We start from the raw sequence: 15,810 nt of genomic DNA on the forward strand, positions 1-15,810 counted from the left end.
AAAAATCTTGACAAATAATGATAATCATGAAAATCAGCGTTCCCTCTCTAAAAATCGCGATATGAAACGTAGACAATTTATTCAAAATGCAGGCATACTGGGCGCTGGGGCCATGGTAAGCAATTGGACATTCGGTGGTATTTCGCTTGGCAATGATTTTCCTTTGGTAAGAACTCCGCTTGAAAAAAGGCATTTCAACAGCGCAGCTATCGAAGCCGCTATTACTGAGTTCAAAGCGAAGTCAAAGAACAAAGAGCTCGGTTGGTTATTTGAAAACTGTTTTCCAAACACGCTTGATACTACCGTTGATTTTGAAATGATTGACGGCAAGCCCGATACTTATGTTATTACAGGTGACATTGATGCGATGTGGCTTCGCGATTCGTCGGCTCAGGTGTGGCCCTATCTTGCTTTTTGCAAAAAGGACGAAAAATTGCAACAGCTTATTGCCGGTGTAATTAACAGGCAATGCAAGTTTATTATTAAAGACCCTTATGCAAACGCTTTCTATAAAGATGAAAACAAAGTGAGTGAATGGAAAGAGAGTGACATCACGGACATGAAGCCGGGTGTGCACGAACGCAAATGGGAAATTGACAGCCTGTGTTATGCCATCAGGCTTAGTCATGGCTACTATAAAGCAACGGGTGATAAAACGCCGTTTGACGAGCATTGGCTTACCGCCATGAAACTGATCGTTAAAACATTTAAAGAGCAACAACGCTTCAATGGTTCGGGTCCATATACGTTTCAACGCAAGACAGCCTGGGCGACCGATGGTGTTCCGATGGGCGGCTACGGCTATCCTGCTAAACCAAACGGTTTAATTTGCTCGATGTTCAGGCCAAGCGACGATGCTACAATTTATCCCTATTTAATTCCTTCAAACTGTTTTGCGGTTGTGTCATTATGGAAACTTGCAAAAATGGCTGAAACAATATTCGGGGATAAAGCATTTGCAAACGAGTGTAATGCTCTGGCGGCACAGGTTGAAGCAGCGATCTTTCAACATGCAGTGTACAACCATCCCAAATTTGGTAAAATACTTGCCTACGAAGTTGATGGTTACAGCAGCCTGAACCTGATGGATGATGCAAACATTCCGTCCTTATTGGCATTGCCTTATTTGTTGGGCGAAAACATGGCCCAGTTCAATAAAGGGCAGGCTGCACCAATTATTGCCAACACAAGAAAATTCGTATTGTCCGAATACAATCCTTTCTTCTTTAAAGGAAAAGTCGCGGAGGGAACCGGTGGCCCACATATCGGGTTAGACATGATTTGGCCAATGAGTATTGTAATGCGTGGCCTCACAAGTAACAACGACGCCGAAATAAAAAACTGCATCGACACGTTGGTGAAAACGCATGGTGGCAAGGGTTTCATGCACGAATCTTTCCATAAAGACAATCCCGAAAAATTCACCCGTTCATGGTTTGCATGGGCAAACACCATCTTCGGCGAGTTTATATGGAAAGTGTATAAAGAGAGACCGCATTTAATTTGAGTGAGAAAGCACGCAGATTTTCATGATTGTCATGATTTTTTATGATTTTGATATTGAGAATAAGTCGCTGATTAATGTGTTACAGTCGAAATGTGCGACGCAACGATGCTCAATACATATTCCATCGCTGACCTCCAAAAAAATCATAACAAATCATCAAAATCATGAAAATCTGCGTTCCATTTTTGAATCAACCAACAACCGATAACAAACGACCAACATGAAGAAAACTTTTTTGTCCGCTGCGCTGGCATTTGCCTCGATGGCTGGCTTTGCGCAGATTGTGAACACGGTGAATGATCCTGTCGAATGGGTGAATCCTTTGATGGGAACGGAATCTAAGCCTAGCCTTTCAAATGGTAATACATATCCTGCTATCGGCATGCCATGGGGCATGAACCTGTGGACGCCGCAAACCGGACCTAATGGAGATGGCTGGGGCTATACGTATGATGCAGACAAGATCCGCGGTTTTAAACAAACCCACCAACCTTCTCCGTGGATGAATGATTACGGAATGTTTTCGATCATGCCGGTAACTGGCAAGACAAAATTTACGCAGGATGACCGCCAAAGCTGGTTCTCACATAAGGCGGAAGTTTCAAAGCCTTACTACTACAGTGTGTATCTTGCAGATGCGGACGTTACAACAGAGTTAACGCCAACAGAACGTGCAGCACAGTTTCGTTTTACGTTTCCCAAAAGCGATAGTTCATTTATTGTAGTGGATGCGTTTGATAAAGGTTCTTACATAAAAGTAATTCCCGAAGAAAAGAAGATCGTTGGTTATTCAACCAAATACACTTACGGCCCATTGCCCAATTTCAAAAACTACTTTGTTATTTATTTTGACAAACCGTTTACTGTTTCCAATACATGGAGCGGTAAAGAACTAACCGGAAAGCTTGAATTGCAGGCAGATCAGACCGGCGCGATTGTCGGTTTTAAAACATCTCAGGGCGAACGTGTAAATGTAAAGACTGCAACATCTTTCATTAGTTTCGAGCAAGCAGAACTGAATCTAAAAAAAGAAATCGCCGGCGATAATTTTGACGCAACCGCTGCAAAAGCGAAAGCTGAGTGGAACAAAAAATTAGGCGCATTAAAAATAGAGGGCGGCACTGTTGATCAGGTGCGTACATTCTATTCTTGCTTGTATCGCACATTGTTTTTCCCTAACAAAATGTATGAGTTGGATACTAACAACAAACCCGTACACTGGAGTCCGCACAATGGACAAATACTGCCTGGGCGCAGGTTTTCAGGCACAGGCTTTTGGGATACTTTCCGTGCGTTGTATCCATTCCTGAATTTAGTTTATCCATCCATCAATAAAGAAATGCAGGAGGGTTTGGTGAACGACTATAAAGAAAGCGGCTGGTTGCCGGAGTGGTCAAGCCCGGGCCTTGCACAGTGCATGATCGGCAATAACTCTGCCTCTGTAGTAGCAGATGCTTACATCAAAGGTCAGCGTGGTTATGATATCAATACCTTGTATGAAGCATTAATTCATGGTGCCAACAATGAAGGGCCAAATAGCTCAGTAGGAAGATTTGGCGTGAAATACTATAATGACCTTGGTTATGTTCCCTACGATGTAAATATTAGCGAGAATGCGGCTCGCACATTGGAGTATGCTTATGATGATTTCACCATTTATCAATTAGGTAAAGCACTCGGCAAACCAAGGGCTGAAATAGAAGTGTATGCAAAACGCAGCATGAACTATAAAAATATTTTTGACAAAGGAACTGGTTTAATGCGCGGTAAAAATAAAGACGGCAGTTTTCAATCTCCGTTCAATCCTTTCAAATGGGGTGATGCATTTACTGAAGGCAACAGCTGGCATTACTCATGGTCAGTTTTCCATGATGTGCAAGGTTTGATCGACCTGATGGGTGGTGACCAAAAGTTTGTAAGCAAACTGGATTCTGTGTTTTCTATGCCGCCAACATACGATGAAAGTTACTATGGCGGCGTAATTCATGAAATTCGTGAAATGCAGATTGCAGGCATGGGACAGTATGCGCACGGCAATCAGCCGATCCAACACATGATTTACCTGTACAACTATGCAGGTGCGCCATGGAAAGCGCAATATTGGATCCGTCAAACGATGAACAAGCTGTACAAAGCAACTCCAGACGGCTATTGCGGCGATGAAGACAATGGACAAACTTCCGCATGGTATATATTCTCTGCACTGGGCTTTTATCCGGTTACACCCGCAACAGATCAGTATGTAGTAGGAACACCATTCTTTAAAAAAGCAACCATTCAATTGGAAAACGGAAAACAGATTGTAATCAATGCCGCAAACAACAGCGCATCAAACGTATACATCAACAGCATGAGCTACAATGGCAAACCCTACACTAAAAACTGGTTGAGCCATTCAGACATGCAAAAAGGAGCAGTACTTAATTTCTCAATGTCTGCCACTCCAAATAAACAGAGAGGGGTGACAAAGGCGGAGGTTCCGTATTCTTTTTCGAATGAGGTTAAATAAATTGAAAGTTGAAGGAACACAGATTGTTATGATTTTTATGATCTATTAAGATTTTTTTTAATCGTAACAAATCATGACAATCATAACGATCTGCGTTCCATATTCCCATTTTCAATTTTCAATTTTCCACTAATTAATCGTGCAGCGCCAACACTGGCACACTCGTGTGATGTATTAACTTCTCTGTTGAGTGTTTTTTGAAAAGTGAGGCGATGAAAGAATGTTTATGCGGCAATACTAAAATAAGATCGGCTTTTTTTCGGTTGGCAAATTCATTAATTGCTTCTACGAAACGATGCTGTTTTACAAATGAGAAATCAATTGTAAAATCGCTCAAAGCATTTTGCAGAAGCATTTTCTTTTCTTCTATGTTAGCACGTGCTTCTGAAGTTTCGTTAACAATTGAAACAACATTTACTATAGGGTTAAACATTGCCAGCATTGTACGAATGCGATCGAGCGGCAACACGTGTTCCTGATCTTCAAAATCAACAGCCAGCACCACTTCGTTGATGCCATTATAAGCAGCGCCAAAAGGAACTACGAGAACGGGCACGTTGCCGATATTAACAATGTTGATGGCGTTTGTGCCAAGTAAAAATTGCTCCACTGCATCATCTTCAGTAACGCTCATAATAACCATTGTTGCATTTGTGCGAACAATTAAGTTTTCAATATGCTCAAGCAGGTTTGTTCCGGCTTCCGCTATGCATGTTATATCAAGCTGCGGGTCCATGGCCAGTAATCTTCCCTTCAATTTTTCGAGCGCAATAATACGCACTTCATGTCTTGCTTCAGGGTCATTTACCAATGGAGTTCCATCGATACCGGCAGGTATTGATTCATACACGTTCATTAGAATAACGCGGCCTCCCACTTGCTGGGCCACTTTGCCTGCGTACACGGCTGCATTGTCTCCAATCTCGGTAAAATCCACTGGTACTATAAAGGTTGTCATGACTTATTTTATTATGATTGTTATCAAAAAAGTTATGCCAGCGGGAACACTGACTGAATAAACTGAAATAACTGAATGTTTCATATTCAGTTTTGTATTACGACTATCAACCATTCAGTTATTCAGTTATCAGTTATTAACATCCTAACATTCAAAATGTTCTAAACCGTGGTACACAATTTGCCATTGGTAACTTGATATTATATTTGCAACCTTAAAACCATTAGAACTATATGACAAAGACTCGTATTATCCTAAGCGCTTTATTGATCGGAAGTTTGCTTACAGGAACAGCAAAAGCGCAAAAATCCGCACAGCCCGTGACACCTATGAAAGTTGGTTCAGCAACACTTAATCTCGGTATAGGCGTAGGTGCAGAGTATGATGGTCGTTATTACTCAAATCCATTCGGTACCAAAATAGCTGCAGAATGGGGCCTTTGGCAAGCCGGTCCGGGTGTGATTACACTTGGTGGCGAAATTGGAGGCTCATTTTCCAACAACGGCGATTGGGAAGGACACCACGACTACAAAGCCAGAACAATTGTTACGGCAGTAAGATCTGCCTGGCATTATGGCTGGAAAGTTAAAGGTCTTGACACTTACGGTGGTTTATCTGCTGGCCTTGCGTTTCAGCACTATGGCTACTCGGATCATTACGACAACAACGTACTTCCTTATTTCGGAGGATTTGTGGGTGCGTCTTACTTCTTCACCCAAGGTTTTGGTGTAAATGCAGAAGCTGGATATGACATTACGCAGTTCCAGATAGGCGTTGTTTTTAAATTGAAATAAAAGTTCCTGAAATTTATTCTTAAAGCTGATAATCAATTATATAGATTGATTATCAGCTTTTTTTATTTAATTACTGAATAACTGAATGATTGAATAACCGAATGGTTGATAGTTGTAGTACAAAACTGAATTTGAACTTTCAGTTATTCAGTCATTCAGTTATTCAGTTATTTGAGTTCCCCTTCTTACCTTTGCGCCCTTAAATGAGGCTGTAAATAAACAAATTGCAGCAAAATCACAGGAACAATATGATGAAGTACGAAAAAGAAATCAATAAGCGCAGAACCTTTGCGATCATTTCTCACCCCGATGCCGGTAAAACCACGCTAACAGAGAAACTGCTGTTGTTTGGTGGTGCCATTCAAACTGCAGGGGCGGTGAAAAGCAACAAGATCAAAAAGCACGCAACGAGTGACTTTATGGAGATCGAAAGACAGCGTGGCATCTCTGTTGCAACTTCTGTGATGTCATTTGAATACAATGATATTTTGATCAACCTTCTTGATACGCCGGGTCACAAGGACTTTGCGGAAGATACTTATAGAACATTAACTGCGGTTGACAGCGTAATCCTGGTAATCGACAGTGTGAACGGGGTGGAGGACCAGACCCGTCGCCTGATGGAGGTTTGTCGCATGCGCGATACGCCGGTTATTGTTTTCATTAATAAAATGGACCGTGACGGTAAAAACCGTTTCGACCTGTTGGAAGAAGTTGAAAAAGAATTGAGCATTCACCTGCACCCGATGACCTGGCCGATCAACAGTGGTAAGGATTTCAAGGGGGTTTACAATCTTCACGATAAGAGTCTTGTTTTATTTACCGCCAATACAAAAGCTTCCGACGATGAAGACGTTGTGACCATCAGCGATCTGAACAATACAGTTCTTGAAGATAAACTCGGCGACCGCGATGCTGAAACATTGCGTGAAGACGTAGAGCTGGTTGACGGCGTTCACGGACCATTGAACATAGAAAACTATTTAGCGGGTAAAGTTGCCCCTGTATTCTTTGGTAGTGCGGTAAACAACTTTGGCGTGAAAGAAATGCTGGATACATTCATTACCATCGCACCTGCACCCCGCAGTCGCGAAACCACCAAGCGTTTGGTAGATGTACAGGAAGACAAACTAAGTGGGTTTATTTTCAAAATACACGCCAACCTTGATCCAAAGCACCGCGACCGTATTGCGTTCCTTCGTATATGCTCCGGCCGTTTTGAAAGAAACAAATATTATAAACACGTTCGTTTAGAAAAAGAAGTTAGGTTTAGCAACCCGTACAGCTTTTTGGCGCGCAGCAAAGATGTAATTGAAGAGGCATATCCAGGTGATGTAGTTGGTTTGTTTGATACCGGCGGCTTCAAAATCGGCGATACACTTACCGAGGGAGAAAATTTTTACTTTACAGGTATCCCTTCCTTTTCACCGGAAATATTCAAAGAAGTAGTGAACAAGGATCCGATGAAAACCAAGCAACTTGAAAAAGGTTTGTTGCAGCTGACCGACGAAGGCGTTGCGCAGTTGTTCACCCAATTTGGCGGTAATAAAAAAATCATCGGTTGTGTGGGAGAACTTCAATTTGAGGTTATCCAATATCGCTTGTTACAGGAATATGGCGCCAGCGTTGAGTTTCGTGCACAGCCTTACTACAAAGCGTGCTGGATAACAAGCACGGACAAAAAGAAACTGGATGATTTCACCCGTTTCAAATCTTCCAACATCGCAGAGGACAAAGACAAACACCTCGTTTATCTTGCCCAAAGCGAATGGTTCCTCAACACGGAAAGACAGAACAATCCCGATATAGAGTTTCACTTTACGAGTGAGATACATAAGGAGCAGTAACTGAATAAACTGATTAACTGAATAACTGAGTGTTTGAAAGTTGTAGGGCAAAACTGAAATAAAACATTCAGTTATTCAGTCTATTAAGTTATTCAGTTATTTGTCCTCAAGCTCTGGCACAAAATTCGCGAAGATAGTTTCCATTAGTTAGTACCATGAACCGACCAATTTCCCCATTACTTGACCGTTTGTATGCAATTCCATTTGCGATTGCGGCATTTTTTATAATATTTATTTACTCAAAACATGGCGGTATTGGCATTTCTCCGGATTCTATAGTTTATGTTAGTGCTGCACGAAATCTACTGGAAAACGGCAGATTGCTTGGATACAATCAAATGCCGATAGTTGATTTCCCGTCATTTTATCCCATATTTCTTGCCGCGGTAAAATTCATTACACATGTCGATCCGGTTGTGGCTGGGCCTTATCTGAACGGATTTCTCTTTGCTGCAGTTGTGTATCTAAGCAGCATGATCATCAATAAGTTTGTTAATCATTCGCTGGGTTACAAATGCATTGTGCTCATGTGTATTGTGGTCGCGCCCAGCTTGCAGGAGGTGTACAGCATGCTTTGGTCAGAATCTTTGTTCATTCTGCTCTCACTGTTGTTGATATTAGCGCTGCATCGTTATTTTAAAACTTACACACTTACAAGTCTTGTTCTTGCTTCGTTAATTGTGGCTGTTGCCTGCGTTACACGCTATGCAGGTATAGCATTTGCCGTCGCGGGTGGCGCAATGCTGCTTTTCGATAGAAACCTTAGACCTCAAAAAAAAGCGCAACATATTCTTGTTTTCAGTTTTATATCGTTGTCGCTGCTCGTGATCAACCTGTATCGTAATCTGCATGCAGGTGGTTTTCTTACTGGCAACAGGGAAAAAGGTATCACGCCTTTGCAGGATAACATGTCTTACTTCGGCTCGGTGGTAGGAAACTGGCTGCCATTTTTCCCCGATCAATATACGATTTCATTAATAGTGGGTTGGATCGTATTGCTGGCAATTTTCGCCATCTGTGTCTATTACTGGATAAAAGGAAATCAATGGTATGTAAGCTTTGAAAATATCGCCAGTGCATTTGCATTGGTATATGCTTCTTTTATTATTCTGTCCTCCACCATTTCTCATTATGAAAGGATCAATGACAGGTTGTTGTCGCCGTTATATATTCCTTTGTTGTTCAGCTTTACTAGCCGTATTCCTGCGTTGATACAGATGGAAAAGACAAAAGGCTTGCGCATCGCAACAATCGCATTTTGCTTAACCATTTCTGCAGGTTTTTTTTACAGACAGTATCAAAACAACCTGGAGTTTTATGAAGATATAAGCACATACGGTATTCCGGGTTTTACAGACGATACATGGGTGCATTCGCAAACAGTGAATTTTATCAGGCAGCATAAATCGTCGCTAAAACCTACGTATTGCATTTACTCCAATGCGCCTGAATCCATTTATTTTAACTGCGGTTTAGTAGGAGAGAACCTTCCCAATAGTACGTTTCCCGAGGATGTAAGTGATTTTTACAAAGAGAATTATTATTACATCGTGTGGTTCAATAATAAAGAAGAAACACCATTGTCTTTGCAGGAAATAAAGCTGCATAAGAAGCTAAAGGAAGTTACACGTTTTACCGATGGTGAGATTTATGTGGTAGAGGAATAGTTTAAAAACTCCTGGCATTTTGTGCTTAAAAAACGCGGGCATCTAGGCGTTGCTGAAAAATCAATTACGAAATAATGTTGTAATATTGGTTTTCTGCAAATGCAGAGTGACCATTAGTAACCATTCTTAATGCAACCAAACACCTACAGAATTGAGGCTCTTGATTCATTTCGAGGGATTGCTGCCATACAGGTGACAGTACACAATTTTTTATTGAGCGTTCCAGTACTTTATATGCTGTTCGAAAACAGACAGCCATTACCTTTTACAGGTGCAAAAGATGCATTGTTGAACGCTTTTACTTTTTCTCCCTTGCATTTCGTTTGGCTGGGGCATGAGCCGGTGATAATGTTCTTTGTACTAAGTGGGTTTGTTTTATCAATTCCGTTTAACGATGGAGGACAAAACTTTGATTACAAAGCTTACCTGGTCAAAAGGTTCTTACGGTTGTATATTCCTTACATCATAGCTATATTTTTATCAATACTGTTGCAGGTGCTATTGTATCGTCCCATCGATAACCGCCTTAGTTCTTGGTTCCAAACCATCTGGCAAGCACCGGTAAGTATAAAACAGCTAAAAGAAATCTTGTTGCTGAAGAGTGACGCAGGATTTCATAATATAGTGCCATCATTGTGGAGCCTTGTCATCGAAATCAAGATATCTCTTATATTTCCGCTATTCTTGTTTGGTTACCGAAAACTGAATTTTATAGGAAGTTGCCTGGCATTATGCGGAGTTGTTGTTGTATATACGCTTCTTGTAAAGGCTGGCCTGCTGGCTAAATATGGTAAAAGCTTTGAAACTTTTTACTATCTCAGCTTCTTTGTAATGGGCGCTTTCATAAACTTTTACAAGGAATATTTCCTCAAAATTCTTAATGGGTTTTCTCCCGCCATTATTCTGCTTCTTACGCTTGTTGCATTTATGTTAAGCACCTTCGATTGGAACGTTGCGTGGCTTCCGGCCAATACACAAACAGTTCTGAAGATGCGCTCGGAATACATCAGTGCGGCCGCAGGCATGTTATGGATATTGCTTTTCCTGAGTAATGCGTATCAAGGCATAGCGCTTTCCTCTCCGCTGAAATGGGTGGGAAAAATATCTTTCAGCTTGTATATTGTACATCTGATATGTCTGCTTGTTACGATTCATGTCCTGAGGGTTTTGCCGGCCGGCCTAATGATATTCGTTGCATTCATTTTATCCTTAATAGTTGCTCCTCTTTATTACAAACTGGTTGAAGCACCTTCGCTGATATTCGCAAAAAAAATGGCTGGTTGCATTAAAAAATGGAAGATTCAGCGTGTGAAATCATAGCATGCATGCAATAAATTGTTCAAAAAAGCGCAACTGGTTGCACAAAATATTCATTTAAAAATTCTCAATATTTGACTGGTTTTCTTAAATAATCTTTTATCTTCGGTCGCTTTTGTAAATAATTATACACCGGAATAAGTGTATTTTTTACAATTATTATTTAAATTGCACTCCTAAAATTGTTTGAAAGATGTCGACTACTGTCTATCCAACTGAAACCAAAGCTGCTGCTGGATCTAACATTGATACGGAAAAGCTGAAAGAGGTCGCGTCGCAGGTTCGCCGCGATATTGTAAGAATGGTACATGGCTGTCAATCGGGCCACCCGGGTGGTTCGTTGGGCTGTACAGATTTCCTGGTAGCACTGTATTTTAAGATCATGAAGCACGATCCTGCTTTTCATATGGATGCAGTAGGAGAAGATGTTTTCTTTTTGTCAAACGGGCACATTTCTCCGGTGTTCTACAGTGTACTTTCACGCTCCGGATATTTTGATGCAAAGGAACTCGCTACTTTCCGAAAACTAGACTCCCGCTTACAAGGTCACCCAACTACACACGAACACCTTCCTGGTGTAAGAATCGCTTCCGGTTCTTTGGGACAAGGTCTTTCTGTTGCCATTGGTTGTGCACTTGCAAAAAAATTGAATAAAGACAATTCTCTTGTATTCACATTACATGGTGATGGTGAATTACAGGAAGGTCAGGTATGGGAAGCAGCAATGTTTGCTCCTCACAATAAAGTTGACAACCTGATCGCAACTGTTGACTACAACGGTCAGCAAATTGATGGCCCTACAGAGAAAGTACTTTCATTGGGTAACTTGAAAGCTAAATGGGAAGCATTCGGTTGGGACGTGATTGAAGCTGAACATGGTAATGACATGGCAGAAGTTGTTAAAACGCTTGAGTTGGCGAAAAGCCGCACAGGACAAGGCAAGCCAGTTTGCATTTTGCTGAAAACTGCTATGGGTGCCGGTGTTGATTTTATGATGGGCAGCCACAAATGGCACGGTGTTGCTCCTAACGATGAGCAATTAGCTGCTGCATTGGCGCAATTGCCTGAAACATTGGGCGATTATTAACCCTTTATGGGCGAATCGCATTCGTCCCGCCGCCAGGTTCATCATTTTATAATTGGTTTATTCGATAAACCCCAACATCAACACAATGAAAAAATACACATACACAGATAAAAAAGATACACGCTCTGGTTTTGGAGCAGGATTATTGGAAGCCGGAAAACGTAACCCAAATGTAGTGGCACTTTGTGCTGACCTCGTAGGGTCTTTGAAAATGGATGCGTTCATTAAAGAATTTCCTGAGCGCTTTCAACAAATAGGTATTGCGGAAGCAAACATGATCGGCATTGCTGCAGGTATGACAATCGGTGGCAAAGTTCCATTCACAGGCACATTTGCTAATTTCTCTACGGGCCGCGTATATGATCAGATCCGTCAATCTGTTGCTTACTCTGATAAAAACGTAAAGATCTGTGCTTCTCACGCCGGGCTTACTTTGGGTGAAGATGGCGCTACGCACCAGATACTTGAAGATATAGGTTTGATGAAAATGTTGCCTGGAATGACAGTGATCAATCCTTGCGACTATAACCAGACTAAAGCTGCAACCATTGCTATAGCTGAACATCATGGCCCGGTGTATTTACGCTTTGGTCGTCCCGTTGTTCCTATCTTCACAGATGCTGATCAAAAATTTGAGATCGGTAAAGCATGGGTTGTGAACGAAGGTGTTGACGTGAGCATTTTCGCAACAGGTCACCTGGTATGGGAAGCTATCAAAGCTGGTGAAAAATTGGCGGAAATGGGCATCGATGCAGAGATCATCAACATCCACACCATTAAGCCTCTTGATGAAGAAGCGATTTTGAAATCTGTAGCTAAAACAAGATGCGTGGTAAGTGCGGAAGAGCACAACCGTCTTGGTGGCTTGGGCGACAGCATTGCGCAAGTATTGATCAAACATGATCCGGTTCCAATGGAATATGTTGCTGTAAACGACAGCTTCGGTGAAAGCGGAACGCCTGATCAGTTGATGAAAAAATATGGACTTGATGATGAAAACATCATTAAAGCCGTACAAAAAGTATTACAACGCAAAGGCAAATAAAATTGAAAGGTCCCGCTAAATGGCGGGACCTTTTTTTTACTTATCCATGAGTAGCGATGTTGATCATTCAATTTAAAACTGCAAAAAACATTTAGAAATCAAATTGAATATCACTTCCTAAACTTATTTTGTGATTACTTTTTTCGCGACCAATTTTCCCATTTCGTCATTCGGATCTGTTTCGTAATAATAAATTGCATTGTTCTTCTTGAAGATTCTTTTTTGCAAATCGCTATCACTTATGCTATCACACCCTGTCGGAATTAAAAAAGGTTCAACTATTTGTTTCCAGGTTCCTTTTATAAAAGAATATGTTGTCATTGAATATGTGCATCCGTTCATAGGTGCTTGAAATATTGAAATTTCGTCTGCTCCGTCATTATTTAAGTCTCCTTCATTAATTAGACAAATGTTGCAGCAGCCGGCGTTTATTGATTTTAGCTTGTTTTCAGAAAATTGAATGGCATATTCATCAGCAGTTCCATCTTCTACAGGATTTCCTTTTCCCTCTTTAATTTTTGTTGCAGTTGCAATTTCAGGATGTCCATCTCCATTAAAGTCTCCTTGAATTTTTTCTCCAATTGCCGGCAAACTTAATGCCTTCGTTTCAACCGTTTTCTCTTTTTCGACGACAGATTTTTTATCTTTCACGACCTGCCCGCATGAAAAAAGTCCGATTGCCAGTATAATTTTTATTCTTCTCATATATAATTACTATCCTTTCTTAAAGAGATTTAATGAATTTTCTATGTTGCATGAGAGTTCGTTTTTATTGATTTCTTTTTTTGATTCTTTTCAAGAAAAAATCAGAAAAAAGAACATCAGCTAGTATAACTTTTATTAAGTATACTTATCGAGTCTTTTTTAAACGGCGAACATTTTAAAACTTAATTCAAGATCTTTTGAAGAATATCTTTATGTTTTTTTGTATAAAAATATCCGTCTTTTTCCAATTGCTCAATTCCCTTGTAACCCTGCTTTAATTTAGGTTCGACTTTCTTTGCTTTAGATACTGTTTTATCACTTCCTGCTTTATCATTGAGTAAATATTGAACAGTAAATAAACCTATAAGCTGGTCAATCTCGGGTTTGTAATTCACTGCTTCTTGAAAATATTTTAAGGAAGCTTGCAGTTGATCGTCTTCCATGTAACAATATCCAATATTGGAATAAACATCTGCATGTTCCTTTTTTTCTTCCTCGGAATATCTTTTTACAATATCTAAGTAATCATGAAGTGCATTTTTATAATCACCAACAATTTGCCTGCTCACACCTCTCTTGTATAATAATAGATGATCTATATTCGGGTTCGCACTTAGACGTAAAGCTTTTGTTGTATAAAGAATTGTGTTTTCATAGTCAGTAGAATCAAAGTAAAGAGACGCGAGATATGAATTTGCGTAGTAATCATCTGGTTCTATGTCAAGTGCTTTTAACGCAAAATCAATCGCTTTTTTCAAATCCTTTTTGTCTTCATATATTATGGCGGTATTAGTATATGCGGCTGAAAGCAAAGGCTTAAGTTCAATAGCTTTGGCATACATTTCTAAAGCAAGATCATATTTTTTTTCTTCCCTGTAATAATTCCCCATATTATAGTAATTAATAGGGTTTTTATTATCTACAGATAATGCTTTTTGAAAATAATATAAAGCACTATCTCTCTTAAGTTCAATATCACCATATATGAGGGCCAAATTACCATACGCACCTGATAGATTGTCCTTTAATTCAATGCATTTTTTATACATCGTTATCGCCATGTCTATTTGATTATCGTGCTTATATATGACACCCATATCAAGTAAAATATTGGTATTTGTAGAGTCAATTTCATAACCGTGTTTCAGTTCAGTCTTAGCTTTTTCTGTTTGCTTTAATGAGGTATAAATTTGCGATTTCTTGAAATATAAGTCTGCCTTATCCGGGTAATTAACCAACGCTTGGTTGATAACTTTTAGAGCCTCATCTTTTTTGTTAAGATTCATCAACGTTTCTGCTTTGTTGTAATAGTAGGAGTAATGTGGACTTTTGGCAATAGCCTGATCAAAATACTGAATTGCTTTATTATCATCGCCTGATTCACTGTAACAAGTGGCTAAAAAAAATAAAGCATCACTAACACTGCCACTCTTTTCATCTCCTCTTTCAAGGTATTTGTTTAAATAAACAATAGCACTTTCCCATTTTTGCAATTTAAAATAGGAATAGCCAAGGTTATAATAGGTATTGTCATCAGCCTCTGAACCTTCTAGTAACAGGGCTTTATGAAATAGCGGCAATGATTCTTCGAACTGGTGCAAATCTGAATAACAGTTTGCTTTTGTACGATAAAAATCGGCCAAATCTTCCGTGCAAAGTTGTAAGGCTTTATCGCAAATAGCAATCGCTTTAAGTGTTTGTTTAGAATTTGCATATATCAAAGCTGTATTATAATAAGCGGTAGGATTGGTACTGTCCAATTTCAATACTTTGTCATATTCTATCACGGCTAAATCCGGCTGTTTGTTTACCTGATAGTCATATCCCTTGTGCAGGTAATCAGTTATTAATTGATCATCTGTTTTTTTATGTTTTGGTTGGGCAAAGACAGATTGCGTTATAAAGATTAAAAAGAGGAATGTTATTTTAAATCGAATGGTGTTCTTAAGTTTCATAAAATATTTTGTCTTACTTTTTGTGGAGATTGCTGGCATTTTTAACGGATATAATTTGTATTTCCTTACAATCATTAGTTTTCCGTAAAATAAGTATAGTCGGTTTTAATCTTCCGTTTTACTCCATCTTTAAAAAAGTAATAAGAACTCAATAAGTTTTGATCATTTAATTGAAAAACACCAAACAATTTAAAATTGTCTTTGTCGCTTTCCCGCTCTGCATCGGAGTAGTATTTTTCGAATTGTTTTTCTCCTGTTTTTACCAACTTGGATTTTCTGAATTGTAACACTTTGCCATCTTGAAAAGAAGTGTACTTGTGTACAAAAGGAAATGTACCTGTTTTGGTACTGTAGTTTATAGTCAAAAGATTGCTGTTCAGATATCGGGTAATACAATTGTTTTCAATTTTCTCTTCTGC

General features: G+C 39.7%; 12 protein-coding genes. 8 read left to right on the forward strand and 4 right to left on the reverse strand.

From position 1 onward, the window contains the following. Positions 1–61 precede the first annotated feature (61 nt). The gene (locus tag QJ048_RS11220) at positions 62–1,507 is read left to right on the forward strand and encodes a glycoside hydrolase family 125 protein (protein WP_282334443.1); all 1,446 of its coding nucleotides are present in this window, start codon (positions 62–64) and stop codon (positions 1,505–1,507) included. A 220-nt stretch (positions 1,508–1,727) separates the two neighbouring features. Then, positions 1,728–4,016: a GH92 family glycosyl hydrolase gene (locus tag QJ048_RS11225; RefSeq protein ID WP_282334444.1), complete on the forward strand. Its 2,289-nt coding sequence runs from the start codon at positions 1,728–1,730 to the stop codon at positions 4,014–4,016. Between the two features lie 133 nt (positions 4,017–4,149). Here the strand turns inward: QJ048_RS11225 and QJ048_RS11230 are convergent, their stop codons facing one another. Then, complete coding sequence (locus tag QJ048_RS11230; protein ID WP_282334445.1) at positions 4,150–4,974, reverse strand: universal stress protein; 825 nt, start codon at positions 4,972–4,974, stop codon at positions 4,150–4,152. Between the two features lie 233 nt (positions 4,975–5,207). Here QJ048_RS11230 and QJ048_RS11235 point away from each other — a divergent pair, with 233 nt between their 5' ends. The 6 genes from QJ048_RS11235 to QJ048_RS11260 all read left to right on the forward strand — a co-directional run bounded on the left by QJ048_RS11235 (position 5,208) and on the right by QJ048_RS11260 (position 12,731). Continuing rightward, on the forward strand, positions 5,208–5,768 hold the full coding sequence (locus QJ048_RS11235) for a hypothetical protein (RefSeq protein WP_282334446.1): 561 nt from the start codon (positions 5,208–5,210) through the stop codon (positions 5,766–5,768). 248 nt (positions 5,769–6,016) lie between these two features. Then, the gene (locus tag QJ048_RS11240) at positions 6,017–7,615 is read left to right on the forward strand and encodes a peptide chain release factor 3 (RefSeq protein ID WP_282334447.1); all 1,599 of its coding nucleotides are present in this window, start codon (positions 6,017–6,019) and stop codon (positions 7,613–7,615) included. A gap of 155 nt (positions 7,616–7,770) precedes the next feature. Then, positions 7,771–9,282 (forward strand): hypothetical protein, encoded by a 1,512-nt coding sequence (locus QJ048_RS11245; protein ID WP_282334448.1) that lies wholly within the window; start codon positions 7,771–7,773, stop codon positions 9,280–9,282. Positions 9,283–9,411: 129 nt separating this feature from the next. Continuing rightward, positions 9,412–10,602 carry an acyltransferase family protein gene (locus QJ048_RS11250; protein ID WP_282334449.1) on the forward strand — a complete coding sequence of 397 codons (1,191 nt, stop codon included), beginning with the start codon at positions 9,412–9,414 and terminating at the stop codon, positions 10,600–10,602. Between the two features lie 190 nt (positions 10,603–10,792). Beyond that, the gene (locus tag QJ048_RS11255; RefSeq protein WP_282334450.1) at positions 10,793–11,686 is read left to right on the forward strand and encodes a transketolase; all 894 of its coding nucleotides are present in this window, start codon (positions 10,793–10,795) and stop codon (positions 11,684–11,686) included. 85 nt (positions 11,687–11,771) lie between these two features. Then, complete coding sequence (locus QJ048_RS11260) at positions 11,772–12,731, forward strand: transketolase family protein (RefSeq protein ID WP_282334451.1); 960 nt, start codon at positions 11,772–11,774, stop codon at positions 12,729–12,731. 123 nt (positions 12,732–12,854) lie between these two features. Here the strand turns inward: QJ048_RS11260 and QJ048_RS11265 are convergent, their stop codons facing one another. From QJ048_RS11265 to QJ048_RS11275, 3 genes are all read right to left on the reverse strand, one after another. Then, on the reverse strand, positions 12,855–13,436 hold the full coding sequence (locus tag QJ048_RS11265) for a hypothetical protein (RefSeq protein ID WP_282334452.1): 582 nt from the start codon (positions 13,434–13,436) through the stop codon (positions 12,855–12,857). A 182-nt stretch (positions 13,437–13,618) separates the two neighbouring features. Continuing rightward, complete coding sequence (locus tag QJ048_RS11270) at positions 13,619–15,391, reverse strand: tetratricopeptide repeat protein (RefSeq protein WP_282334453.1); 1,773 nt, start codon at positions 15,389–15,391, stop codon at positions 13,619–13,621. Between the two features lie 74 nt (positions 15,392–15,465). Further along, on the reverse strand, positions 15,466–15,810 hold a 345-nt coding region (locus QJ048_RS11275; RefSeq protein WP_282334454.1), incomplete at its 5' end, for a hypothetical protein.

The organism is Pinibacter soli (genome assembly GCF_029961145.1).
In the GTDB taxonomy this organism is placed as follows: Bacteria; Bacteroidota; Bacteroidia; order Chitinophagales; family Chitinophagaceae; genus Pinibacter; species Pinibacter soli.

What these genes read in the sequence shown, in the direction of transcription:
- QJ048_RS11245 (WP_282334448.1), top strand. Translation starts at nt 7,771, where the DNA reads ATGAACCGACCAATTTCCCCATTACTTGACCGTTTGTATGCAATTCCA.
- QJ048_RS11240 (WP_282334447.1), top strand. Translation starts at nt 6,017, where the DNA reads ATGATGAAGTACGAAAAAGAAATCAATAAGCGCAGAACCTTTGCGATC.
- QJ048_RS11220 (WP_282334443.1), top strand. Translation starts at nt 62, where the DNA reads ATGAAACGTAGACAATTTATTCAAAATGCAGGCATACTGGGCGCTGGG.
- QJ048_RS11255 (WP_282334450.1), top strand. Translation starts at nt 10,793, where the DNA reads ATGTCGACTACTGTCTATCCAACTGAAACCAAAGCTGCTGCTGGATCT.
- QJ048_RS11230 (WP_282334445.1), bottom strand. Translation starts at nt 4,974, where the DNA reads ATGACAACCTTTATAGTACCAGTGGATTTTACCGAGATTGGAGACAAT.
- QJ048_RS11235 (WP_282334446.1), top strand. Translation starts at nt 5,208, where the DNA reads ATGACAAAGACTCGTATTATCCTAAGCGCTTTATTGATCGGAAGTTTG.
- QJ048_RS11225 (WP_282334444.1), top strand. Translation starts at nt 1,728, where the DNA reads ATGAAGAAAACTTTTTTGTCCGCTGCGCTGGCATTTGCCTCGATGGCT.
- QJ048_RS11260 (WP_282334451.1), top strand. Translation starts at nt 11,772, where the DNA reads ATGAAAAAATACACATACACAGATAAAAAAGATACACGCTCTGGTTTT.
- QJ048_RS11270 (WP_282334453.1), bottom strand. Translation starts at nt 15,391, where the DNA reads ATGAAACTTAAGAACACCATTCGATTTAAAATAACATTCCTCTTTTTA.
- QJ048_RS11265 (WP_282334452.1), bottom strand. Translation starts at nt 13,436, where the DNA reads ATGAGAAGAATAAAAATTATACTGGCAATCGGACTTTTTTCATGCGGG.
- QJ048_RS11250 (WP_282334449.1), top strand. Translation starts at nt 9,412, where the DNA reads ATGCAACCAAACACCTACAGAATTGAGGCTCTTGATTCATTTCGAGGG.